We start from the raw sequence: 20325 nt of genomic DNA, 5'->3' as shown, positions 1-20325 counted from the left end.
GGGCCTTGTCTCTGTAGTTCTGGATGTGCGGCGAGTCTAGGAACAAAATTGATATCAATCCAATTGTTTTTTAAGCAAAATGGATATCGATCATAGGATTCTGGAAAACCCGATCAGTCCTTCGTTTCAAGCCAAAGAGACATGACCAACTACAACCACTGGTTCATCCGCGCCCGCCTCAAGACCCGGCAACTGCTGCTGCTCGTGGCGCTGGCCGAGGAAGGCAACATCCATCGCGCGGCGCAGGTGCTCAACATGACGCAGCCCGCCGCCTCCAAGCTGCTGAAGGACCTGGAGGACGTGCTGGAGGTGCCGCTGTTCGACCGCCTGCCGCGCGGCATGCGCCCGACCTGGTACGGCGAGACCATGATCCGCCACGCCCGCGTGGCACTCGCGAGCCTGAACCAGGCGCACGACGAGCTCACGGCGCTCAAGGCCGGCCGCTTCGGCCAGGTGAACGTGGGCGCCATCACCGCGCCGGGCCTCACGCTCATGCCGCCCGCCGTGGCGATGGTCAAGCGCGAGCAGCCCGACCTGCGCGTGTCGCTGGAGATCGAGACCAGCCCGGTGCTGATCGAACGGCTGGAGCAGGGCAAGCTCGACATCCTGGTGGCGCGACTGTTCGCCGAACACGACAAGTCGCAGCTGCGCTACGAGGCCCTGACCGAGGAGCCCGTGTGCGCGCTGGTGCGCCCGGGCCATTCGCTGCTCGGCGTGAGCGGGCTCACGCTGCGCGACGTCGTGAGCGCAGGCTGGATCGTGCCGCCCTCGGGCAGCGTGCTGCGCCACCGCTTCGAGCTGATGTTCCAGGAGGTAGGCCTCGCGCCGCCGACCAACACCATCGAGAGCTCGGCCCTGCTCTTCATCACACGCATGCTGCAGCAGAGCGACATGGTGGCGGTGCTGGCGACCGACGTGGCGCGCTACTACGCCGCGCACGGCATCGTGTCGCTGCTGCCGCTGGACATGCCCTGCCACATGGATGCCTTCGGCATCATCACGCGCACCGACCGGCTGCCGTCGCCGGCGGCGAAGGTGATGATGAAGGCGCTGAAGACGGCGGCCATGAGCGTGTACGGGCGGAAGCTGGAACTGGACTAACCCCCAGTCTTCGCGCACTTCGTGTCGCTTCGCCAACCCCCTTGCAGGGGGCAACGCCAGCGGCCCGGCAAAGCCGGTTCCGCGGCATTCCACGCACAGCAATTCCGTTCAGGTCCAGCCGGCGTCCACGGTGAACTCCTGAGCCGTGCACATCTTCGCGTCGTCCGATGCCAGGAACAGCACCATGCGTGCGATGTCTTCCGGCATCAGCTTGTCGGGCAGGCACTGGTTGCGCTTGAGCGACTGTTCGCCTTCGTCGTCGAGCCACAGCTTCACCTGACGCTCGGTCATCACCCAGCCGGGCGACACGGTGTTGATGCGGATGCGGTCGCGGCCCAGGTCTACCGCCAGCCCGCGCGTGAGGCCGTTCACCGACGACTTGGCGATCGCGTAGCAAGGGTAGCCCGAGCCCTTCGTCTGCCAGCCCGTGGAGCCCAGGTTGACCACCGAGCCGAAGCCCAGCCGCTTCATGCCCGGCACCACCGACTGGATCGCGAACAGGGCCGGCCGCTCGTTGATGGCCATGCGGTTGTCGTAATAGTCGGGCGTGACCGATTCGAGCGTGTGGCGGTCGTCGCTCGCCACGTTGTTGACCAGCACCGCGAAGTCGCCGAGTTCGGCGGCGGCGTCGGCAACGGCCTTCTGCAGCGCGGCGATGTCGCGCACGTCGCAGGCGCGCCACCAGGGCGCAGCGTGGCCGGCGTCCTCGATCTGCCGTGCAAGCGCCGCGCTGGAACCCTCGGCGATGTCGATGAAGGCGACGCGCGCGCCCTGCGCCGCGAAGGCAGTGACGATGGCCGCGCCAATGCCGCTGCCGCCACCGGTGACGAAAACGGCGCGGTCTTTCAGGCTGGGATAAATGGAAAGTTGGGGGGAATTCAAGAAAAGTCTCCAGAGTGCTCGGCAGGTGACATTGCAAAATGCATATGCATCAATGCCTCAATTTTAAATTTCAGTTATCAATATGCCTTGATACGATCCGCCGAGTCAAGAAGACATGACGAGGAAAAGCAAATGAACAAGCAAGAGACAGGCATCCTTCCCCCTTCGATCGATGGCGAAGCCGAATGCATCTGGCCCGCCGGTGCCAACCTCGGCGAGGGCACGATGTGGTCGCAGCGCGAGCAGGCGCTCTACTGGATCGACATCCTCACGCCGCGACTGTTCCGCTACGACCCCGCCAGCGGCGCGCAGCGCACCTGGACCTTCGACGAGGAAATCACCGCCATCGCCGAGCGCGCCTCGGCTCCGGGCCTCGTCGTCACGCTGCGCCGCGGCTTCGCGCTGTTCGACACCACCGAGCCCGGCGACGACGCGAAGCCGCGCTACCTGCACCAGCCCGAGCCCGAGCGCACCGGCAACCGCTTCAACGACGGCAAGTGCGACAGCCGCGGCCGCTTCTGGGGCGGCAGCATGGACTTCGACTGCCAGGCACCCACCGGCGCGCTCTACCGCTACGACGCCGACGGCCGCTGCACGAGGCACGACGACGGCTTCGAGGTGACCAACGGCCCGACGTGGTCGGCCGACGGGCGCACGATGTACTTCAACAACACGGTGCGCAACAACCTCTACGCCTACGACTTCGACGTGGAGGCGGGCACGGTGTCGAACCGGCGCGTGTGGCACCGCTTCCCGAAGCCCGATGGCCTGCCCGACGGCATGACCACCGACGCGGCCGGCCGCCTCTGGATCGCGCATTGGGGCGGCTCCTGCGTGACCTGCCACGACCCGATGAGCGCGACCGAGCTGTGCCGCATTCCGCTGCCCGCGAGCCACGTCACCGATTGCGCCTTCGGCGATGCCGACCTGTGCACGCTCTACATCACGACCGCGCGCAATGGGCTCACGGCCGAACAGCAAGCGGCCGAGCCGCTGGCGGGTGGATTGTTCAGGGTGCGAATCGGCAGCCCCGGGGTGCCGGCGGCATTGTTCGCGGGCTGAAGAAGCTGCCGGATTCGCCCGCGAGACGTAGGTGCTCGAGGCGCAGCCGCCGACGGCCGGGGCTGCGAGCATCGCGCCCACAGCCAGGCCGGTGCGAGAGAAGGTGTGCACGCGTTCCTGTCTCCTGTTGGTGTGACCGGTCCGCGCGAGCGCTACGGCGGCTGCAAGCGCTGCAGCAGCTCTGCGCTCGGATAGCCATCCGCGGGCAAGCCGACGCTGCGCTGGTAGCGGCGCAGCCCTTCACGGGTGGCGGGCCCCATGACGCCATCGGCCGCGCCGGTGGCAAAGCCGCGCTGGTTGAGCGCGGTCTGCAGCTCGGTCATCTGGCTGCGAGAGAGCGCCGCCAGGTTCCTTGGCCACGGCACCTGCACGTCCGGGCCGCCGCCGAGGCGCTGCGCGAGCAGGCCCACCGCGAGCGCATAGTTGATCGAGTTGTTGTAGCGCAGCACGGCACGAAAGTTCGGCCCGACCAGGAAGGCTGGTCCCTGGGCACCCGCGGGCAGCAGCACCGCGCCATCGGCAAACTCCGGCAGCGGCCGATCGTCCATGGCCCTGAGCCCCTCGGCCGTCCACTGCGCGGTGGACTGGCGCACGGCCATGTCGGCGCGGCCGTAATCGAAGCCCATCGGCAGCCGGACCTCCACGCCCCACGGCATGCCGGCCTGCCAGCCCGATCGCGCGAGGAAGTTTGCCGTCGAGGCCACGACATCGGGCATGCTGCCCCAGATGTCGCGCCGCCCGTCGCCGTCGGCATCCACCGCGTAGGCCAGGAAGTTCGATGGCAGGAATTGGGTCTGGCCCATGGCGCCCGCCCAGGAGCCAATCATGCGGTCGCGCGCGATGTCGCCGCTGTCGAGAATCTTCAGCGCCGCCAGCAGTTCGCGGCGCGCCCAGTCTTCGCGGCGGCCCTCGAAGCCGAGCGTGGCCAGCGCATCGATGACCGGCGTGCTGCCGTAGTTGCCGCCGTAGTTGCTTTCCATGCCCCAGATAGCGACGACGATGGTGCCCGGTACGCTGTAGCGCGCGGCGGCCGCATCGGCTTCGGCGCGAACCTGCTGCAGCTTGTCCTGGCCCGTTGCAATGCGCTGGGGCGAGACGGTGTTGTCGAGATAGTCCCAGGCGGTGCGCGTGAACTCGGGCTGGGCGCGGTCCAGTTCGATGACTCGCGGCAGAAACTGCACCGGGTCGAAGGCGCTTCGCAACGTGGCCTCGCTGATGCCTGCCGTGCGCGCGGTGGCACGGAAGTCCGCGATCCACTTTGCGAAACGCTGCTGTTCGAGCGCGGCCGCATCCGGGCCGGCAGGCATGGGCGTGGTTGCGGGCCGTGCACCCGCTGTCGAGCCCGGCGGCTGCGTTGCGGATCCGGGTGGAGCGGAAGCGCAGCCTGCTAGGAGCGCGGCGATGGCCCCGGCCGCAAGCGCGAGCCGGGTGGAATGCGGGAAGGAGGTGCTGCTGGCTGGATGCATTCGCGAATTCTCACCCGCGACGCCCCGCGGCAAGCCGTTCTCACGCGCCGACGCGCCCCTTTCCTACACCTGGCTGGACAACGGTGTCATCCAGCAGGTCGGCAGCCCCATCAGCCTGTACGACTACCCGGCCAACACGGCCGTTGCCCGTGCAGTCGGCCAATGGAAACTGCTCACCGGCTTTGCGCGCTCCCGGCAAGGCGGGGCGCTGCTGCTCGACGTTGAAGATGTCGGCGAACTCCGCGTGCCGCTGCGGCCGGGCACGCCAGCCGCCTCACGGTTTTCCATCGGCTTCCGCCCGCATGCCGTGAAGATCGGCCGTCAAGACGACGTGCACGACGCCCGCTACACCTGGCTCGAAGGCATGGTGGAGAACCTCGAATTCCTGGGCAGGGCCGTCCGCTACCGAGTGCGCATAGGCGATCACGTCGTGCTGGTGGACGAACCGCATCATCGCGGCACGTCGCGCCATCCTGTCGGCACCGACATCACGCTCGACATCGAATTGGCGCAGTGCCGGCAATTCGCGGCCTAGCTTTTCGCCCGGCGCGTGCCGGGTGCGATGCCCTTATGGCAGCCATCAGAAGACGTGATTGGAAGGAGGCCACCTGCTCTGCTACTTTGAGTCGCCCCACCGAATGGAGACCCTCGATGCGCATCACCCGCAAGCTCTGCTGGCTGTCCCTTGTCACCTTCTTGTTCACCGCCTGCACGACGCAGGTGCCGTCGCCGACCGGAGTGCCGCCGCTGGTCGGCGAAAAGACCGTCGTCTCGCCGGCCAGGGACAAGACCTACCTCGATGCAGGGCAGATCGACACCACGCGCTTTTTGGCACCGCCTCCCGATGAAGCGGTTACTCGGCGCGAGATCGAGCAGATGCTCGTGCTGCAGCAGCAGCGCACGCCAGTGCAGGCAGAGCGATCCATCGCCGATCTGGAGCAGAGCGTCTCCAGCGGCTCCTACCCGAGCGGCCATTCGACCTTCGCCTATCTGGCGGGCATCGTGCTGGCCGAGATGGTTCCGGAAAAACGCGCGCAGATCTTCGCGCGTGCCAGTGAGTTCGGCGAGAACCGCGTGCTCGGTGGCGTTCACTACCCGAGCGATATCGAGGCAGGTCGACGCCTGGCGACGATGATCGCGGTCCTGATCCAGGGGAATCCGGCGTATCAAGGCGATTTCGCCGCCGCCCGGGAGGAACTGCGCGCGTGGCTCGGCTTGGACAGGTGATGGTCGAGTGCTTCGGGTCAGCCGCGCCGAGCCGCCTCTATCGCGGCGATGTCGATCTTCCCATGGTCATCATCGCGTCGAACGCGCGCTTGGCCGCCGCGGGATCGGGATCGGGATCGAGATCGTGTTCCTGCTGGTCATTTCGCGTCTCCTGGAGAGTTGGGCACATCGGCGCGGCTGGCCGGCAGCACGATGGTCATCAGCAGCCGGGCGTCTTCCAGCGCGTGCAAGCCGTGCGTCACGCCGCCGGCAAGGTACATGACCTCGTCGGCCTCCAGCAGCTTCACGCTGCCGCCGACCTGCACCTCGACCTTTCCGCGCATGCACTGCAAGGTCATCGACGTGGAGACGGCGTGCGGCGGAACCTGTTTGCCGGCCGGCAGCACCAGCCACATGATCTCGAGGTCGCGGGCCTTCAGGAGTGCGCGGGTCTCCGCCGCCTGCACGTCGAGCGTGCCGAGGGCCACGACCTGACCGGATGATGCGTGATGGAGGGCCATGCGGGGAGTTTGGCAAGGTGAGAGCGCGCTGTCCAGCCGGTTCGTTCGAACGCCGGCTAGTCGACAAAAAGCAGCGCCGGGCATTCGAGCGCAGCCCGCACGGCCTGCACGAATTCGGCCGCAAGCTGGCCATCGACCACGCGGTGGTCGAAGGAGGAGGACAGGTTCATCATGCGGCGCGCGGCCACCGCGCCGCCCTGCATCACCGGGCGCTGCACGATGCGGTTGACGCCGACGATGGCCACCTCGGGCGCGTTGATGATCGGCGTGGAGGCAATGCCGCCCAGTGCGCCGAGGCTGGTGACGGTGAGGGTCGAGCCGCTCAGTTCGTCGCGCGTGGCGCGGCCCGCGCGCGCGGCCTCGGCCAGGCGCGCGATCTCGGCCGCGCAGGACCAGAGGTCGCGTGCCTCCGCGTGGCGCAGCACCGGCACCATGAGGCCGACCGCGGTCTGGGTCGCGATGCCGACGTGCACCGCGCCGTGGCGCGTGAGCACGCCCGCCTCGTCGTCGAAGCGGGCATTGACCTGCGGGAAGCGCGGCAGCGCCAGCACGATGGCACGCACCAGCAGCGGCAGCAGCGTCAGGTGCGCGCGCTCGCTGCCCCAGCGTTCGTTGAGCTGCGCGCGCAGCAGCTCCAGCTCGGTCACGTCGACTTCCTCGACGTAGGTGAAGTGCGGGATGCGGCGCATCGCATCCTGCATGCGCTGGGCGATGCGGCGGCGCACGCCGGCCACGGGCACGGCCTCCTCGTCGTTGCGCTCTGCGTAGCGCGCCGCACTCGGCGCCTGCGAACCGGGCCCGCGGACCAGCCAGGCGTCGAGGTCTTCGTGCAGGATGCGGCCGTCCGCGCCGCTGCCCGGTACCTGCTGCAGATCGATGCGGAGGATCGCGGCTCGATGACGCACTGCGGGCGCGGCGAGCGGCTTGCCGGCCGATGGGGGGGTGCGCTCGGCCGGTGCCGGTGCCGGTGCAGGCGCCTGCGCCCCACCGCCCGCCACCACGTCGATCCGGATCAGCTCCGCGCCCACCGCGAGCTGCTGCCCCACTTCGCCGCCGAGCGCGAGCACCTGGCCCGCGACCGGCGAGGGAATCTCGACGGTGGCCTTGTCCGTCATCACGTCGGCCAGCACCTGGTCTTCGGCCACCGTGTCGCCGGGCTGAACGCGCCACGCCACCAGCTCCACCTCGGCGATGCCCTCGCCGAGGTCCGGCACCTTGATCGCATGCGTGCCCATTCAGTTCTCCATGGCGCGCCGGAAAGCCGCGCCGACGCGCGCCGGGCCCGGGAAGTAGGCCCACTCCTGCGCATGCGGGTAGGGCGTGTCCCAGCCGGCCACGCGCTCGATCGGCGCCTCCAGGTGATGGAAGCAATGCTCCTGCACCAGCGCCGCCAGCTCGGCGCCGAAGCCGTTGGTTCGCGTGGCCTCGTGCACGATCACGCAGCGGCCGGTCTTCTTCACCGAAGCGACGAGGGTCTGCAGGTCCAGCGGCCACAGGCTGCGCAGGTCGATGATCTCGGCATCGATGCCGGTCTCCCGCGCGGCCGCTTCCGAGACGAAGACCATGGTGCCGTAGCTGAGCACCGTCAGGTCGGCGCCGGGGCGGAACACGGTGGCCGACTCCAGCGGCACCGTGAAGTAGCCCTCGGGCACCTCGCCCAGCGGATGGGCCGACCAGGACACCAGCGGCCGGTCGTGGTGGCCGTCGAAGGGGCCGTTGTACAGCCGCTTGGGCTCGAGAAAGATGACCGGGTCGTCGTTCTCGATCGAGGCGATCAGGAGGCCCTTGGCATCGCGCGGATTCGAGGGCATCACCGTGCGCAGCCCGCAGACGTGCGTGAACAGCGCCTCGGGGCTCTGGCTGTGCGTCTGGCCGCCGTAGATGCCGCCGCCGCAGGGCATGCGGATGGTGATCGGCGCGGTGAAGTCGCCCGCCGAGCGGTAGCGCAGGCGCGCCGCCTCGGACACGATCTGGTCGTAGGCCGGATAGACGTAGTCGGCGAACTGCACTTCCACCACGGGGCGCAGGCCGTAGGCGCCCATGCCGATGGCCGAGCCGACGATGCCGCCCTCGTTGATCGGCGCGTCGAACACGCGCGAGCGGCCGTACTTGGCCTGCAGGCCTTCGGTGCAGCGGAACACGCCGCCGAAGTAGCCCACGTCCTGGCCATAGATGATCACGTTGTCGTCGCGTTCGAGCATCACGTCCATGGCGGAGCGCAGGGCCTGGATCATGGTCATCGAGGCCATGCTGGTCACCCCTGCGACGAGAGCTGTTCGCGCTGGCGCTTCAGGTGTTCGGGCATCTCCTTGTAGACGTCCTCGAACATGGTGGCGGCACCAGCGACATGGCCATCGGCCATCGAGCCGAAGCGCTCGGCCTCCTTCAGCGCGGTGTTCACCTGCGCCTCCATGTCGGCCTGCGTCTGCTCGTGCTCCTGCGGCGACCAGGCGCCGATCGCCGTCAGGTGCTGCGCCAGGCGCGGGATTGGATCGCCCAGCGGGAAATGCGCCCAGTCGTCGGCCGGACGGTACCGCGACGGATCGTCCGAGGTCGAATGCGCGCCGGCGCGGTAGGTGACCCATTCGATCAGCGCCGGCCCGAGGTTGCCGCGGGCACGCTCTGCGGCCCAGCGCGAGGCCCCCAGCACTGCGAGAAAGTCGTTGCCGTCGACACGCAGCGACGCAATGCCGCAGCCGACGCCGCGCGCCGCGAAGGTGGTGGCCTCGCCGCCGGCGATCGCCTGGAAGGTCGAGATCGCCCACTGGTTGTTGACCACGTTGAGGATCACCGGCGCGCGATAGACGTGCGCGAAGGTCAGCGCCGTATGGAAGTCGGACTCGGCGGTGGCGCCGTCACCGATCCAGCCCGAGGCGATGCGCGTGTCGCCCTTGATCGCCGAGGCCATGCCCCAGCCCACCGCCTGGATGAACTGCGTGGCCAGGTTGCCCGAAATCGAGAAGAAGCCGGCCCGCTTCATCGAATAGCACACCGGCAGCTGCCGCCCCTTGAGCGGGTCGCGCTCGTTGGACATCAGCTCGCAGACCATGTCCACCATCGGCACATCGTCGCGCGCCAGAAGCAGGCCCTGCTGGCGGTAGGTGGGAAAGCACATGTCGCCCTGCTGCAGCGCCAGCGCGTGGCCGGTGGCGATGGCCTCTTCGCCGAGGCACTGGATGTAGAACGAGATTTTTTTCTGCCGCTGCGCGATCAGCATGCGGGCGTCGAAGGCGCGCGTCTTCATCATCGCGCGCAGGCCGCGGCGCAGCAGCTCGGGGTCGGCCTGCGGCGCCCACGGGCCAACCGCGCGGCCCTCGTCGTCGAGCACGCGCACCAGCGTGTAGGCCAGATCGCTGGTGTCGGCCGGCGATGCGTCGACCGGGGGTTTTCGCACCTCGCCGGCACGCGACAGGTGGAGATAGGAAAAGTCGGTCTCATGCCCCGGCCGCCCGGTGGGCTCCGGCACATGCAGACGAAGAGATACGCCCTGGCTCATTGCGTTGTCTCCGCGCTCGATGGGATCGCTCGCCAGCAAAGCCTAGCGAATTTCAGGCTGGAGCGCAGTCGGTCAATCGCGTATTTCTTTTGGCGGGGGCGCGGGGCCAGGCAAGGTTCGCGGCACGGCGCCGATTGTGCGGCGACGGCATTTGCGATGGCGTAGAGTGGAGGATCGAGCCCGCTGGTGACGGCAGCCACCGCAGCCGCATGGGGCTCTCCACGAATGGAGGTCGAAGATGCCTCAGCATGCAATTACCGCTGTTCACCTCAAGGATGGGAAGATGGACCTCGTCGCCATTCATCAGGTTGTGGACGAGGAATTCGGTTCGAAGGAATTTGCCCTTGGCACGGTACAGCGGATCAGCGTCGGCAAATGCGCCGATCTCATCGCTGCCAGCGAGGAAGTGTGCGTTGCGCGGCGCACCGAAAGCCATGCCTGGGAAGTCGTTTGCGACGTCCAACTCCTGCCGGGCGGGGCCAGCATCACCGGCGTCGACATCGTGGGTCGTCCCAACAACGCTTTGCAGGACCTTCCCGTGTGGGACTGAGGGCAACGGGGTCAGGGCACCAGCAGCAGCTTGCCGGTGGTCGCGCGGCTTGCCATGTCGGCGTGGGCTTTGGCGGCACAATTCTTCGCGCCAAGCTTCCAGGGTTTGATCTGTCGCTCGATGAGGTTGTTGTCGATGGCCACCGCACCGTCGTCGATGTGCAGCGTCAGCGCTGTCCACGCGTTGAGGCTCTTGCCGGTAGTACGGCAGATGATCCACGAAGCGGCTGATCAGCGTGTGCGCCACCAGACCGCTGGCCGGGATGCCGCCGTCCACCACGTCCGGTTCGGCCGGCTCCTGGCGCGTGCCCGAAGACCACACGCATGCGGCATCGTTCAACCAGTGGCATCGCCAGTCCTACGGGATGGAGGGGCAGCGGCCTCAATCGAGCCACTGGAAGCGGTGCTCGGTCGCGCTGTGAAAGCGCTCCCCCGCCCGCAGCACCGTGGACGGAAAGCCCGGCTGGTTCGGCGAATCGGGAAAGTGCTGCGTCTCCAGGCACAGCCCGTCCCCCTGCCGCAGGCTCGCGCCGGCACTGCCGAAGAGACTGCCGTCGAGGAAATTGCCTGAATAGAACTGCACGCCCGGCTCGCTGGTGTGCACTTCCATGACGCGGCCTGTGGCCTCGTGCTCCAGCCGTGCCGCGAGCGCGAGGCCGTGGTCGGCTTGAGCCCTGTCGAGCACCCAGTTGTGGTCGTAGCCATGTGCGAGCAGCAACTGTTCGTGGCCTTCGCGGATGCGCTCGCCGATGCGGGTCGCGGCGCGAAAGTCGAACGGCGTCGAAGCCACGTCGGCCACGCCGGTCGGGATCAGCGTCGCGTCCACCGGGCAGTAGCGGCTCGCGAGAATCGTCAGGCGATGGTCCATCACCGGGCCGCTGCCCGCGAGGTTGAAGTAGTCGTGGTGGCTCAGGTTCAGCACCGTGGGCTTGTCGGTCGTGGCGCTGTAGTCGATGCGCCATGTGTTGGCCGTTGCCGACAGCGTGTAGCGCACCGTCAGCCGCAGCTCGCCGGGGTAGCCCTCTTCGCCATCGGCGCTGGTGTAGCGCAGCTCGATGGAGATGTCGCCGCCGGCCTCCTGCGCCGACAACGGCGCGATCTCCCAGAAGCGCGTGCCCAGGCCTTTCGCGCCGCCGTGCAGCGAGTTGGCGCCATCGTTGAGCCCCAGTTGATGCGACGTGCCGTCGAGCGTAAAGCGCCCCGCCGCGATGCGGTTGGCGAAGCGTCCGACGATGGTGCCGAAATGCGGATGCGGCTTGAGGTAGTCGGCGAGCGTGGGAAGGCCCAGCACGATGTTCGCGCTGCGCCCGTGGCGGTCGGGCACGCGCAACGCGGTGACGATGCCGCCATGGTTGATGGCGCTCAGGCTCAGGCCGCGGCCGTTGTCGAGGGTGTATTCGGTGACCGTCCGGCCGTCGGGCATGCGGCCGAACTCGCGCGATGTGATGTTGCTTTTGCTCATGTATTTCCTGCTTGCTGAAGCATCGCCTCGTGCGCGCACTGCGAGGCGGTGCGCAACGCGATGCTGTCCTTGAGATCGTGGTAGTCGGGCGGCTCCCCCGCGTGCGTGCGCAGCTCGATGCGGTGGCCGGCCTTGGCCACGGCGTCGGCGAAGCGCTCCTGCAGCGCGAAGGGCGTGTTCCTGTCGTCGCGGCTGCCGATCAGCACGATGCGCCGCGCCGGGTCGCGCGCGATGCCGCCCACGTGCTCGAGCGGGTCGTAGAACTGCGCGCTGCCGGTGGTGTCGGTGCGGCCGTCCCTGGAGCGGCCCAGCATGCGCGCGCGTTCCAGCAGTCCGTAGGCGCCTGAAGTGAGCACCGCGCAGGCCACATGCGTGCGGCCGAGCGTGAGCAGCGCGGCGCCCGCAGTGGCGCCGCCGCTGTGGCCGACGATGACGATGCGCTGCAGCCTGTGGCGCTGCATGAGCGCATCGAGCGCGGCATCGAGCGCGTGGAACTCCACCAGCTGGCGGCGCTTGCGGTGATCGCCCGATGAGCCGTACGTGCCCGGCCGCGCCATGAAGATCCACGGCACGCCCGCGCGGTCGCGGCTGCGCTGTGCATCGAGCGTGCGAAGGGGTTCGGTGTTGCCCGGAATGCGCTCGGGCGCCTGGTCCATCACGCCGTCGCGGTCGCCCGAGAACTGCACGATGGCCATGCGCGCACCATCGATGTCGTCGCTCGCGAAGTAGCGGATGCACGCCGCTCCCTCGGCAGGCCGCACCCACAGGTAGCCGGGCCGGTCGGGGCAGGCCGCGCGGTCAGCGGGTTGGTTCCAGTGCAGCACCTCGTCGTTGCCCGCGACGAAGGGCCGGGGCACGTCGGGGCCGGTGCGCTGCGCGCAGGCCGCCTGCGCCAGCGCCAGCAGCACCAGGACACCGCGCATGTACCGCAGCAAGAGGCCCGGCGTCTTCATAGCCGCTGCAGCAGCCCGGGCACGCTGCCGAAGTCGGAGCCGACGCGGTCGCCCTTCACCAGCACGAGGTCGCCGTCGCGCAGGAAGCCGCCGAGGTAGCCCGCGAGCTGCGCCGCGTCGTCGAAGTGCGGGCCGAGCAGTTCGGCCGGCACCTCCTCGCGCAGCCAGCGCATTTCGTCGCCGTGCGTCACGAGGTGCTCGATGCCGGATGCCAGCAGCGGTGCGGCCAGGCTGCGGTGCATGGCCTCGGCTTCCCCGTCGAGATTGACGATGCGCCCCAACACACCGATCTTGCGCGCCACCGGGCCGCTCTCCGCGCGCTGCCAGGTGCGCACGAAGTCCATGGCGTTGCGCATCGACATGATCTCTGCGTTCCAGCTGTCGTCGATCAGCGTGGCCTGCACGCCGGCCTGCGTGCGGAGTGCGCGCACCTGCATCACCGAGGCCGGCAGGCGCACTTGGGGCATGCGCGCGCAGGCGGCCTCGCCGTCGCAGCCCATGGCGAGCAAGGCCGCGAGCGCGAGCGCCGAATTGCGCACCAGCCCCGCGCTCTCGACCGGGAACACGTACTCCAGCGTGCGCCCCGGGATCGCGATGCGCACGCGGCAGCCGCCGCGCGGTTCGGGCCGGGTATCGAGCAGGCGCACGTTCGCGTCGGGCCCGCTGCCCACCACCCAAATCGCACCGGCCGTGCACGCGGCGGCATCCACCACCTGCCGCAGGCAGGGAATGTGGTCGGGCACGATCGCCACGCCGCCGGGCTCCAGGCCCAGGAAGATGCGTGACTTGTAGGCGGCCGTGAGTTCCAGCGTCGAGGCCTGCCGGGTCTGCGACAGGTCGATCTCGGTGATGAGGGCCACGTGCGGCCGCGCCTCCAGCGAGATCGGGCCACGGTCCATCCACAGCCCGCTCTGCGCCATTTCGAGAATGCATACGTCCACGTCGGGCCCGAGGTTGGCCAGCGTGGCGGGCACGCCGACGCGCGAGTTGTAGTTGTCGACGGTGGTGTGCACGCGCGCACGCTCGGGCAGCAGGTCGCGCAGCATTGCGATGGTGGACGACTTGCCGACCGTGCCGGTCACGCCGACCACGAAGCCCTTGTAGCGCGCCCGTGCGGCGGTGCCCATGGCGAGCATCGCGCGGATCGGATCGTCCACCTGCAGCAGCGGAAAGGCCGGGTCGAGCCCTTCCACCGGGCGCGCGACCACGGCGCCGGCCAGCGCAGGGTGCAGGCGGGGCAGTTCGAGGTGGCGGTCCCAGTTGTCGGTGCGCGGCTTGCTGTAGTTCTCGTGCGCGGCGAGCGTGCGGTAGTCGGAAGCAATGAAGAGAGAAGGCTTCGGCAGCAGCCCCATGTGGACCGGCCCGCGCACCACCGAGTTGGCGAACCAGCCCGGGGGCGGCTCGACGAGCCAGCGGCCGCCTGTTGCCTGCCGCAGTTGCTCGGCGGTCCACACAGGCTCAGGCTCAGGGCCCGCGCCGGGGCGGTCGGCCGCGAGCACGGGCGCGGCGCGCTCGGGCAAGGGCGTCGGAAGATCCGGCACGCGCAGGCCGCACCACAGCGGAAGCCGGCGCGCGGGCGGCAGCTCGGGCGCGTCGCCGCGCACGCGCACTTCGAGCTGCAGCACATCGCTTTCCAGCAGGCCGGCGCGCGGCGCACGCAGGCCATAGCGGTCGCGGTAGATGCGGCCGGGCTCCCAGCGGCTGGTGGGCCACATCCAGTCGCAGGGGTCGTGCTCCATGCCCTCGCCCCATGGCGGCATGCGGGTGCTGCGCATCGGCAGCGCGCGGAATTGCACGCGCAGGTCGGCCGTGAGGGGCGCATCGACGGTCCAGAACGATTCGACCCACAGCAGCCGGCGCCCGACGATCTGCCGAGGCGTGCAGCGAACGCCCACGAGGCGCAGCGGGCCGATCTGCAGCGGTGTGATGCGCGCGTCGCCGGGCACCGCGTCGACGAGCCACTCGGGCCGCGGCGCATGCACCGCACCGACGAGGGGCGCCGGCCGCGCAACCGGCGCAGCCGCGGCGGCCGGCTCGGGCCGGAAGCCGGGCCGCTCGGGCGGCGACAGTCGCACCGCGCAACGGCCACCGGCCACCGGGACCATCTCGGTGCCGAGCGCGCGGCATTGCGCAGCGAAGCGCTCGCTCAGTGCCTGCGCCTCGTCGCCCGCGAGCTGCCGCGAGAAGCCGAAGCCGACGCCGATGGGCGTGAACATCACCTCCTCGACGCCGCGCGGGCCCAGCGTCAGCGAGAACACGCCCGAATCCCCGAAGTCGTTGCGCACCGAATCGAACAGCAGGTCGCCGGCGTCGTGCAGGATCGGCCGGCCGCGATGGATCTCGATGCCCTGCAGCACATGCGCCGAGGTGCCGAGGATCGCGTCCGCTCCGGCATCGACGATGGCATGGCCGACGGCGATCTCGGCCTGCGTCGGTTCGGTCTCCAGGTTGTCGCCCCAGTGCACCGCCACCAGCACCACGTCGGCCTCGCGGCGCGCGGCCTCGATGCGCGGTGCGAGCGTGGCGGTCCAGGCGGCCGGGTCGCCCAGCGGCAGCCAGGCTGCCCCCGCGCGTGCGGCAGTGGCAGCAAAGCAGGACTGCGTGGCGTCGAGCGAGAACAGCGCCACGCGCACGCCCCCCGCGTGCCGGAACGCGGGCCGCAGCGCGGCCTCCGGCGTGCGGCCGGTGCCGGCATGGGCGATGCCCGCGGCATCCAGCAGGCCGTGCTGCTCCATGAGCGCATCGGGGCCGTAATCGCCGCTGTGGTTGTTGGCGGTGGCGACCATGCCGATGCCGGCCTCGGTCAGCACCGCGAGCATTTCGGGGCGGGCGCGGTAGTAGTAGGGAGCGGACTCGCCCTTGTCGACGCCCTGCTCGCCGCTGGCGGCGACCACGCATTCGAGGTTCACGATGCGCAGGTCGGCCTCGCGCAGCGCGGCGATGTTGCCGAGCATCCTGTGCGCGCCGCCGAGTTCGTGCAGCCGGTAGTGCTGGCGGCGCGCGAGGTTGACGTCGCCGCCCCAGGCGACGACGCCGGTCGCCGCCTTCGCCTGTTGGGGTGCCTCGCCCGCCTTCAGCATCCGGTGGTAGGCCACATAGCCCGAGAGGTAGTGCTCCACGTCGTCGATGCGCACGCGAAAGCTGTGGTGCTTGATGAAGAACGAGCCCGCGATGCGCGCGGGGTTGCGGAAGAACATCGCCAGCTCGGGCCAGAAGTGGCCGTTGGCGAGGTAGCGCGCGCGGTACGCGAGCGCGCGGTCGAACTTGTCGCGGTCGAGCCCTGCCAGCAGCGGGCGCAACGCGGGGTCGGCCTCCAGCCGCAGCACCATCTCGCGCGCGGCCATCATCAGTTCGAGCAGCGTGGGAAAGGTGGTGATGCGCTCCAGCACGAAGTCGAGGTACCCCGCCACGTTCTGCAGGCCGAACCGGTAGTAGCGCGTCTCGGGCCTGTAGCGCGTGAGTTCGTTGACGCAGTAGCTCAGCCAGTGGTCATGCGCGCGCCAGTGCTCGGCGGCAATGAAATGCTCGAAGGCTTTCTCGACGACCTCGAGCCAGCGCGAGTCGCGCGTGAGGCCGTACAGGCGCATCAGGCCGAAGGCGGCTTCGCCGTCGTAGTAGATGACGCGGAACCTGTCTTTCACGTCGAGCGCGGGCGCGTTCAGCACGTGCACGAAGCTGCCGGTCTGCGGGTCCTGCATGTGGCGGATGCCGAGCGCGAGCTGCTCCAGCAGCGGCAGGTATTGCGGGTCGCCCGTGAGCTCGGTGTACTTGACCAGCGCGAGCAGGCACACGGCATTGCCGCCCAGCTTGATCTCGCTGCCGATGTCCAGCAGGTAGGCGGCACGCGTGCCGTCCGGCAACTTAGCCGGGCGGATGAGCGTGCCGGTCAGGAAGGCCAGCGAGCGGTCGATGGCCGCCTTGAGCGCGTCGCTGCGCGTGAGCTCCCACGCCTCCAGCATCGCGTAGGTGGAGCTGGCATGGCGCAGCGTGTTGTAGGTGGGAATGGCGCGGTCGAAGCAGGGAAACCAGCCGTAGTGGAACTCGCCCGTGGGCTTGACCTGCTCGGCGAGGTAGTCGCCGGCGGCGTCGATCAGCGCGTGGACCTGCGGTGCGTTCCATTCGCGCAGTTCGCGGAATCCGGCCGCCTGACCCTCGGCAGTGAGGGGCCAGGCGCCATCGGCGTCCACGTACACGGCCCGCGTGGTGAAGCACCAGACGGGCGCCGCGTCATCCGCCGGAAAGTCGATCTCGCGGCCGAAGCGCCGCTTGCAGTGCAGGCGCAGGTTGCCCGTATTGGGTTCGGCATGCTCCACGTCGCCGTTGTAGAGGATCGCGCTGCCGAGCATTTCCTGCGCGAGCAGCGCGACTTCGAAGCGCGCATCGAAGGCGATGCCCTCGTTGAAGTAGTTACGCTTGGTCTGCGCCAACTTCGCTTTCAGCGCGCCCCAGCTCATGGGCTCGACCTTGTCGACCACCTCGGCGCGCAAGCGCTGCGGTGCCTGACCGGCGCGCTTCGCTTGCTCGGCGGCGGCACGCCATGCGGCGTCGAAGTCGGCGCCCCGGCCCGAAGCCACGCGGGCCCGACTGCTGTCTTCGCCGACGGCCAGAAACACCACGCAACCCGCCTCGTTGGTGGCGGGCGACGGCACGGGCAGCGCGCCCGCCGTATCCGCCAGGGCCTGCCGGGCGCGGCTCAGCAGATCGGCGAGAGGATTGGAGGCAGGCAGGGCAGCGATTTCAGCGTTCATGTAGAGCGGAGCGTTGCGGCGGCGGGGATGGTACCCCGCGGCAATGCTTTGCGTCGCGTTGTTGCGTTCGGGGGTGCGTGCACAGGACACCGGGTGCTCCCCTCCGCGAATGTCCCCCGCCCTTCGGGCTCCTCCTTTATTTCGCTGCGGGGAGCACCCGGCGCCCTGCGCACGATGGGCGCTGCCGTTGTTCCGCTCGATCAACAAGTGCTCTGAACGATCACGACGGCGGGGTGCCTTGCGCAGCGAAATAAAGGAGGAGGCCGCAGGCCGGGGGACATTCGCGGAGCAAGGTACCCCGTCGGCGTGATCGCCCCCGAACGAGAGGCGTCGTTTCAGACCCAAGCCTCCATCACCGCGCTGCGCACCGCTTCCACCGCCACGGGACGTTTGCCCTCCCCCGGCGCAACCCAGCACAGCCACGTATGCGACCGCCAGCCGTTCCATATCGCGAGCTCGCCGTTGCGCTCGCCCTGCTCGGCCTGGTCGAGCCGCATCAGCCCCGCGCCCATGCCGCTCGCGACCATGCTGCGGATGGCGCTCTCGCCGTCGGCCGTGCGGCCCTGGCGGTATTCACGGCCCGCGCCGGCGAACAGTTTTTCCAGATGCACGCGCAGGATGCATGAAGGCGGCGTGCCTACCCACGGCATGTTCGTGAGCTGGTCGAGCGACAGGCCGGGGTGCGCTTCGGCGACGGGCACCGGCAGGGCCACGACGAGGTCGACCGCACCGAGGCGGCGCAGTTCCAGCCCTTCGATTTGCTCGCTGTCGCTGAGCACGTAGGCGCAATCGAGATCGCCGCGCTGCACGGCGGAAAGCGTTTCGTACGACAGCCCCTGCCTCAGCTGCAGCGCGACCTGCGGATGGCGCTCCGCCAGCTTCACCAGCACCTCGCCGAGCCGCAGCGCCACCGGATCGACCACCGTGCCGAAACGCACCACGCCCTGCGCCGCTCCACGCAGCTGATCGGCCGCCGAGCGCATGCGCGTGGCGGAGGCCAGCGTGCGTTCGGCCTCTTCGAGCAGGCTGAGGCCGGCCTCGGTGGGTGACATGCCGCGCGGCGTGCGCTCGAACAGCTTCACGCCGAGTTCGTCTTCCAGCGCCTTGAGCTGCGCGCTCACCGCCGGCGCGCTGGTGAACACGCGCTCGGCGGCGCGGGTCAGGCTGCCTTCCTTCGCGATGGCAACGAAGGTCTTGAGTTGATAGAGCTCCATGGCGATGGATTGTGAGCTTCGGGGCCGGATCGGTCCGTTCGTTTTTCTGGAGGCCCCTGTCCAAAGAAGCGAATGGCAATGGCAGCCGCCAGCCCCGATTCTTGGGGCATCGATCATTGCAAGAAGAGGCTTCCCATGCTCCATCGCCAACGCCTGAGCGGCATCGCCGCGCTGCTGCTCGCCACCTCCGGGTGGGGCTCCCTGTTCCTCGTGAGCAAGGGCGTGCTGCACCATGTCGAACCCGTCTGGTTCACGCTGATCCGCTACACCCTGTCGGCGCTGCTGTTCGTGCTGCTGATCCTGCCGCGCGGCGCGGCGCCCTGGCGCAAGCTGCGGCTGCATGCGGGGCCGCTGGCGCTGCGCGGCGCGGCCGGCTTCGGCGTGTTCAGCGTGATGCTGCTGGTCGGCCTCGCGCACTCGGTGCCGTCGCATGGCGCGGTGATCATTGCCACCACGCCCATGACCGCGCAGCTGGTGCGCTGGGCGCTCGACGGCGTGCGTCCGTCGCGGGCGACCTTGCTGACCAGCGCGCTGGCGCTGGCGGGCGTGGCGATCGTGTCGGGCCTGCTGTTCGGCGCGGGTGCGTCCGCCGGGTCGACGACGCTCTTCGGCGACGCCATCGCGTTCGCCGGCACGCTGGGCTGGGTCTGGTACACGCGCGGCGCCACGCGCTTTCCCGGACTCGACGTGATCGAGTACACCGCGCTCACGGTGCTGGCCTCGTGGCCCGTGCTGCTGGCCGCGGCAGTCGGGGCCGCCATGCTGGGGTGGTCCGCGGCGCCGAGCCTGGAAGGCCTGCGCCTGTCTTGGCAGGCCCTGTTCTTCGTGGGCGTGGTGCCTTCGGCCATCTCGGTGCTGGCTTTCAACTACGGCGTGCGCACGCTCGGGGCCGTCACGGGCACGGCGTTCCTGAACTTCGTGCCGGTGTCGGCGCTGCTGATGAGCGCAGCGCTGGGCAGGCTGCCCACGGTGAACGAAGCCGTGGGCATGGCGATGGTGGTGGCGGCGCTGCTGCTCCATACCGCATCGAACCGCAAGGCTTCCGCGGCGACGGCGGCACGGATCGCACCGGCGCCGCAGACCTACCGCACCTGCGGAGCCACCGCGCCATGATCGCTGCCAGGGCCCTGTCCGATCAGCTCGCGATAGAAGAACGTGGTGGCGCACAGCCCGCCCTGCGGCAGCAGGGCAAAGCCGGGGATCACGCCCACCCGCGTCTATCCCATGCGGGCATAGAGCCGCTCGGCCTCGGCGCCGGAGGTGTCGAGCACCAGCAGCGTCTTGCCGTGCTCGCGCGCCACCTCCTCGGCCGCCTGCATCAGCAGCGCGCCGATGCCCTTGCGGCGCGCGCGGCGGTGCACCAGCATCTTGGACACCTCGGCGCGGTGCGGCTGGTTCTCGGGCTGCGCGAGCACGAGCTGCACCGTGCCCACGATGCCTTCGGCATCCTCGGCCACCAGCAGCGCGCGTTCGCCACGCGCCACGCCGTCGGCCACGTGGCGCCAGAACGCATGCGCGCGCTCCTCGGTCAACGGCTGCATGAAGCTCACCGACGCGCCGCCCTCGACGCAATCGGCCAGCACGGCGGCAAGGTCCCGCTGCTGCGTGTCGGTGACGGTGGATAGCAGGCGGATGCGCGGCGCATCGGCAGTGGGTTTTGGCATG

At 69.3% G+C, this 20325-nt stretch carries 16 protein-coding genes and 3 pseudogenes; 6 read left to right on the top strand and 13 right to left on the bottom strand.

All coding sequences use genetic code 11. From position 1 onward, the window contains the following. The first annotated feature begins 141 nt into the window (after window positions 1-141). A complete protein-coding gene (locus tag ASC92_RS00655) occupies window positions 142-1101 on the top strand; it encodes a LysR family transcriptional regulator (protein WP_056509189.1) in 960 nt (319 codons plus the stop codon). Between the two features lie 108 nt (window positions 1102-1209). Here ASC92_RS00655 and ASC92_RS00650 read toward each other — a convergent pair whose 3' ends face one another. Further along, window positions 1210-1983 (bottom strand): SDR family NAD(P)-dependent oxidoreductase, encoded by a 774-nt coding sequence (locus tag ASC92_RS00650; RefSeq protein ID WP_056509185.1) that lies wholly within the window; start codon window positions 1981-1983, stop codon window positions 1210-1212. 132 nt (window positions 1984-2115) lie between these two features. Here ASC92_RS00650 and ASC92_RS00645 point away from each other — a divergent pair, with 132 nt between their 5' ends. Continuing rightward, window positions 2116-3045: an SMP-30/gluconolactonase/LRE family protein gene (locus tag ASC92_RS00645; protein WP_056509183.1), complete on the top strand. Its 930-nt coding sequence runs from the start codon at window positions 2116-2118 to the stop codon at window positions 3043-3045. 152 nt (window positions 3046-3197) lie between these two features. On the opposite strand, the gene ASC92_RS00640 is transcribed toward ASC92_RS00645, so the two are convergent. Further along, window positions 3198-4511 carry a lytic murein transglycosylase gene (locus ASC92_RS00640; RefSeq protein ID WP_056509180.1) on the bottom strand — a complete coding sequence of 438 codons (1314 nt, stop codon included), beginning with the start codon at window positions 4509-4511 and terminating at the stop codon, window positions 3198-3200. On the opposite strand from ASC92_RS00640, the gene ASC92_RS00635 reads away from it, so the two are divergent. Both ASC92_RS00635 and ASC92_RS00630 read left to right on the top strand, forming a co-directional pair. Further along, window positions 4447-5046 carry a TOBE domain-containing protein gene (locus tag ASC92_RS00635; RefSeq protein ID WP_235505634.1) on the top strand — a complete coding sequence of 200 codons (600 nt, stop codon included), beginning with the start codon at window positions 4447-4449 and terminating at the stop codon, window positions 5044-5046. The genes ASC92_RS00640 and ASC92_RS00635 overlap by 65 nt on opposite strands. A 116-nt stretch (window positions 5047-5162) precedes the next feature. Next, the gene (locus ASC92_RS00630; protein ID WP_056509176.1) at window positions 5163-5738 is read left to right on the top strand and encodes a phosphatase PAP2 family protein; all 576 of its coding nucleotides are present in this window, start codon (window positions 5163-5165) and stop codon (window positions 5736-5738) included. A 17-nt stretch (window positions 5739-5755) separates the two neighbouring features. On the opposite strand, the pseudogene ASC92_RS29170 reads toward ASC92_RS00630, so the two are convergent. From ASC92_RS29170 to ASC92_RS00610, 5 genes and pseudogenes are all read right to left on the bottom strand, one after another. Next, window positions 5756-5850, bottom strand: a pseudogene (locus tag ASC92_RS29170) (VOC family protein); the annotation flags it as partial. A gap of 25 nt (window positions 5851-5875) precedes the next feature. Then, a complete protein-coding gene (locus ASC92_RS00625) occupies window positions 5876-6238 on the bottom strand; it encodes a cupin 2 conserved barrel domain protein (RefSeq protein WP_056509171.1) in 363 nt (120 codons plus the stop codon). A 56-nt stretch (window positions 6239-6294) separates the two neighbouring features. After that, window positions 6295-7473, bottom strand: coding sequence for a dihydrolipoamide acetyltransferase family protein (locus ASC92_RS00620; RefSeq protein WP_056509167.1), 1179 nt, complete (start codon window positions 7471-7473; stop codon window positions 6295-6297). Next, window positions 7474-8487, bottom strand: coding sequence for an alpha-ketoacid dehydrogenase subunit beta (locus ASC92_RS00615; RefSeq protein WP_056511706.1), 1014 nt, complete (start codon window positions 8485-8487; stop codon window positions 7474-7476). A gap of 5 nt (window positions 8488-8492) precedes the next feature. Further along, on the bottom strand, window positions 8493-9734 hold the full coding sequence (locus ASC92_RS00610) for a 3-methyl-2-oxobutanoate dehydrogenase (2-methylpropanoyl-transferring) subunit alpha (protein WP_056511702.1): 1242 nt from the start codon (window positions 9732-9734) through the stop codon (window positions 8493-8495). Window positions 9735-10017: 283 nt separating this feature from the next. Between ASC92_RS00610 and ASC92_RS00605 the strand changes: the two genes are divergently transcribed. Next, entirely contained in the window at window positions 10018-10284 is a 267-nt protein-coding gene (locus tag ASC92_RS00605) for a hypothetical protein (protein WP_235505632.1), read from the top strand. A gap of 80 nt (window positions 10285-10364) precedes the next feature. Here ASC92_RS00605 and ASC92_RS29165 read toward each other — a convergent pair. From ASC92_RS29165 to ASC92_RS00585, 5 genes and pseudogenes are all read right to left on the bottom strand, one after another. Beyond that, a pseudogene (locus ASC92_RS29165) lies at window positions 10365-10475 on the bottom strand (IS66 family transposase); the annotation flags it as partial. Between the two features lie 190 nt (window positions 10476-10665). Then, window positions 10666-11745: an aldose epimerase family protein gene (locus ASC92_RS00600; protein ID WP_082519441.1), complete on the bottom strand. Its 1080-nt coding sequence runs from the start codon at window positions 11743-11745 to the stop codon at window positions 10666-10668. After that, on the bottom strand, window positions 11742-12668 hold the full coding sequence (locus ASC92_RS00595) for an alpha/beta hydrolase family protein (protein ID WP_235505629.1): 927 nt from the start codon (window positions 12666-12668) through the stop codon (window positions 11742-11744). Before ASC92_RS00595 ends, ASC92_RS00600 begins: the two co-directional genes overlap by 4 nt. 26 nt (window positions 12669-12694) lie before the next feature. Beyond that, on the bottom strand, window positions 12695-17446 hold the full coding sequence (locus ASC92_RS00590; RefSeq protein ID WP_056511699.1) for a CapA family protein: 4752 nt from the start codon (window positions 17444-17446) through the stop codon (window positions 12695-12697). A gap of 335 nt (window positions 17447-17781) precedes the next feature. After that, entirely contained in the window at window positions 17782-18660 is an 879-nt protein-coding gene (locus ASC92_RS00585; protein WP_056509155.1) for a LysR family transcriptional regulator, read from the bottom strand. Between the two features lie 135 nt (window positions 18661-18795). Between ASC92_RS00585 and ASC92_RS00580 the strand changes: the two genes are divergently transcribed. Beyond that, window positions 18796-19773: a DMT family transporter gene (locus ASC92_RS00580; RefSeq protein WP_056511696.1), complete on the top strand. Its 978-nt coding sequence runs from the start codon at window positions 18796-18798 to the stop codon at window positions 19771-19773. On the opposite strand, the pseudogene ASC92_RS00575 reads toward ASC92_RS00580, so the two are convergent. Then, a pseudogene (locus ASC92_RS00575) lies at window positions 19743-20324 on the bottom strand (N-acetyltransferase family protein). The gene ASC92_RS00580 and the pseudogene ASC92_RS00575 sit on opposite strands and share 31 nt — an antisense overlap. Between the last annotated feature and the right edge of the window lies 1 nt (window position 20325).

Origin of the sequence: Variovorax sp. Root411 (assembly GCF_001425205.1) — a bacterium.
Lineage (GTDB): Bacteria > Pseudomonadota > Gammaproteobacteria > Burkholderiales > Burkholderiaceae_C > Variovorax.
This window is presented reverse-complemented; position numbering and strand designations above follow the sequence as displayed.

Bases quoted from the DNA above. Each gene is read 5' to 3' on its own strand.
- ASC92_RS00645 (WP_056509183.1), top strand. From the start codon at position 2,116: ATGAACAAGCAAGAGACAGGCATCCTTCCCCCTTCGATCGATGGCGAA.
- ASC92_RS00640 (WP_056509180.1), bottom strand. From the start codon at position 4,511: ATGCATCCAGCCAGCAGCACCTCCTTCCCGCATTCCACCCGGCTCGCG.
- ASC92_RS00615 (WP_056511706.1), bottom strand. From the start codon at position 8,487: ATGGCCTCGATGACCATGATCCAGGCCCTGCGCTCCGCCATGGACGTG.
- ASC92_RS00630 (WP_056509176.1), top strand. From the start codon at position 5,163: ATGCGCATCACCCGCAAGCTCTGCTGGCTGTCCCTTGTCACCTTCTTG.
- ASC92_RS00585 (WP_056509155.1), bottom strand. From the start codon at position 18,660: ATGGAGCTCTATCAACTCAAGACCTTCGTTGCCATCGCGAAGGAAGGC.
- ASC92_RS00590 (WP_056511699.1), bottom strand. From the start codon at position 17,446: ATGAACGCTGAAATCGCTGCCCTGCCTGCCTCCAATCCTCTCGCCGAT.
- ASC92_RS00610 (WP_056511702.1), bottom strand. From the start codon at position 9,734: ATGAGCCAGGGCGTATCTCTTCGTCTGCATGTGCCGGAGCCCACCGGG.
- ASC92_RS00620 (WP_056509167.1), bottom strand. From the start codon at position 7,473: ATGGGCACGCATGCGATCAAGGTGCCGGACCTCGGCGAGGGCATCGCC.
- ASC92_RS00600 (WP_082519441.1), bottom strand. From the start codon at position 11,745: ATGAGCAAAAGCAACATCACATCGCGCGAGTTCGGCCGCATGCCCGAC.
- ASC92_RS00635 (WP_235505634.1), top strand. From the start codon at position 4,447: ATGGCCCCGGCCGCAAGCGCGAGCCGGGTGGAATGCGGGAAGGAGGTG.
- ASC92_RS00625 (WP_056509171.1), bottom strand. From the start codon at position 6,238: ATGGCCCTCCATCACGCATCATCCGGTCAGGTCGTGGCCCTCGGCACG.
- ASC92_RS00595 (WP_235505629.1), bottom strand. From the start codon at position 12,668: ATGCGCGGTGTCCTGGTGCTGCTGGCGCTGGCGCAGGCGGCCTGCGCG.
- ASC92_RS00580 (WP_056511696.1), top strand. From the start codon at position 18,796: ATGCTCCATCGCCAACGCCTGAGCGGCATCGCCGCGCTGCTGCTCGCC.
- ASC92_RS00605 (WP_235505632.1), top strand. From the start codon at position 10,018: ATGGACCTCGTCGCCATTCATCAGGTTGTGGACGAGGAATTCGGTTCG.
- ASC92_RS00655 (WP_056509189.1), top strand. From the start codon at position 142: ATGACCAACTACAACCACTGGTTCATCCGCGCCCGCCTCAAGACCCGG.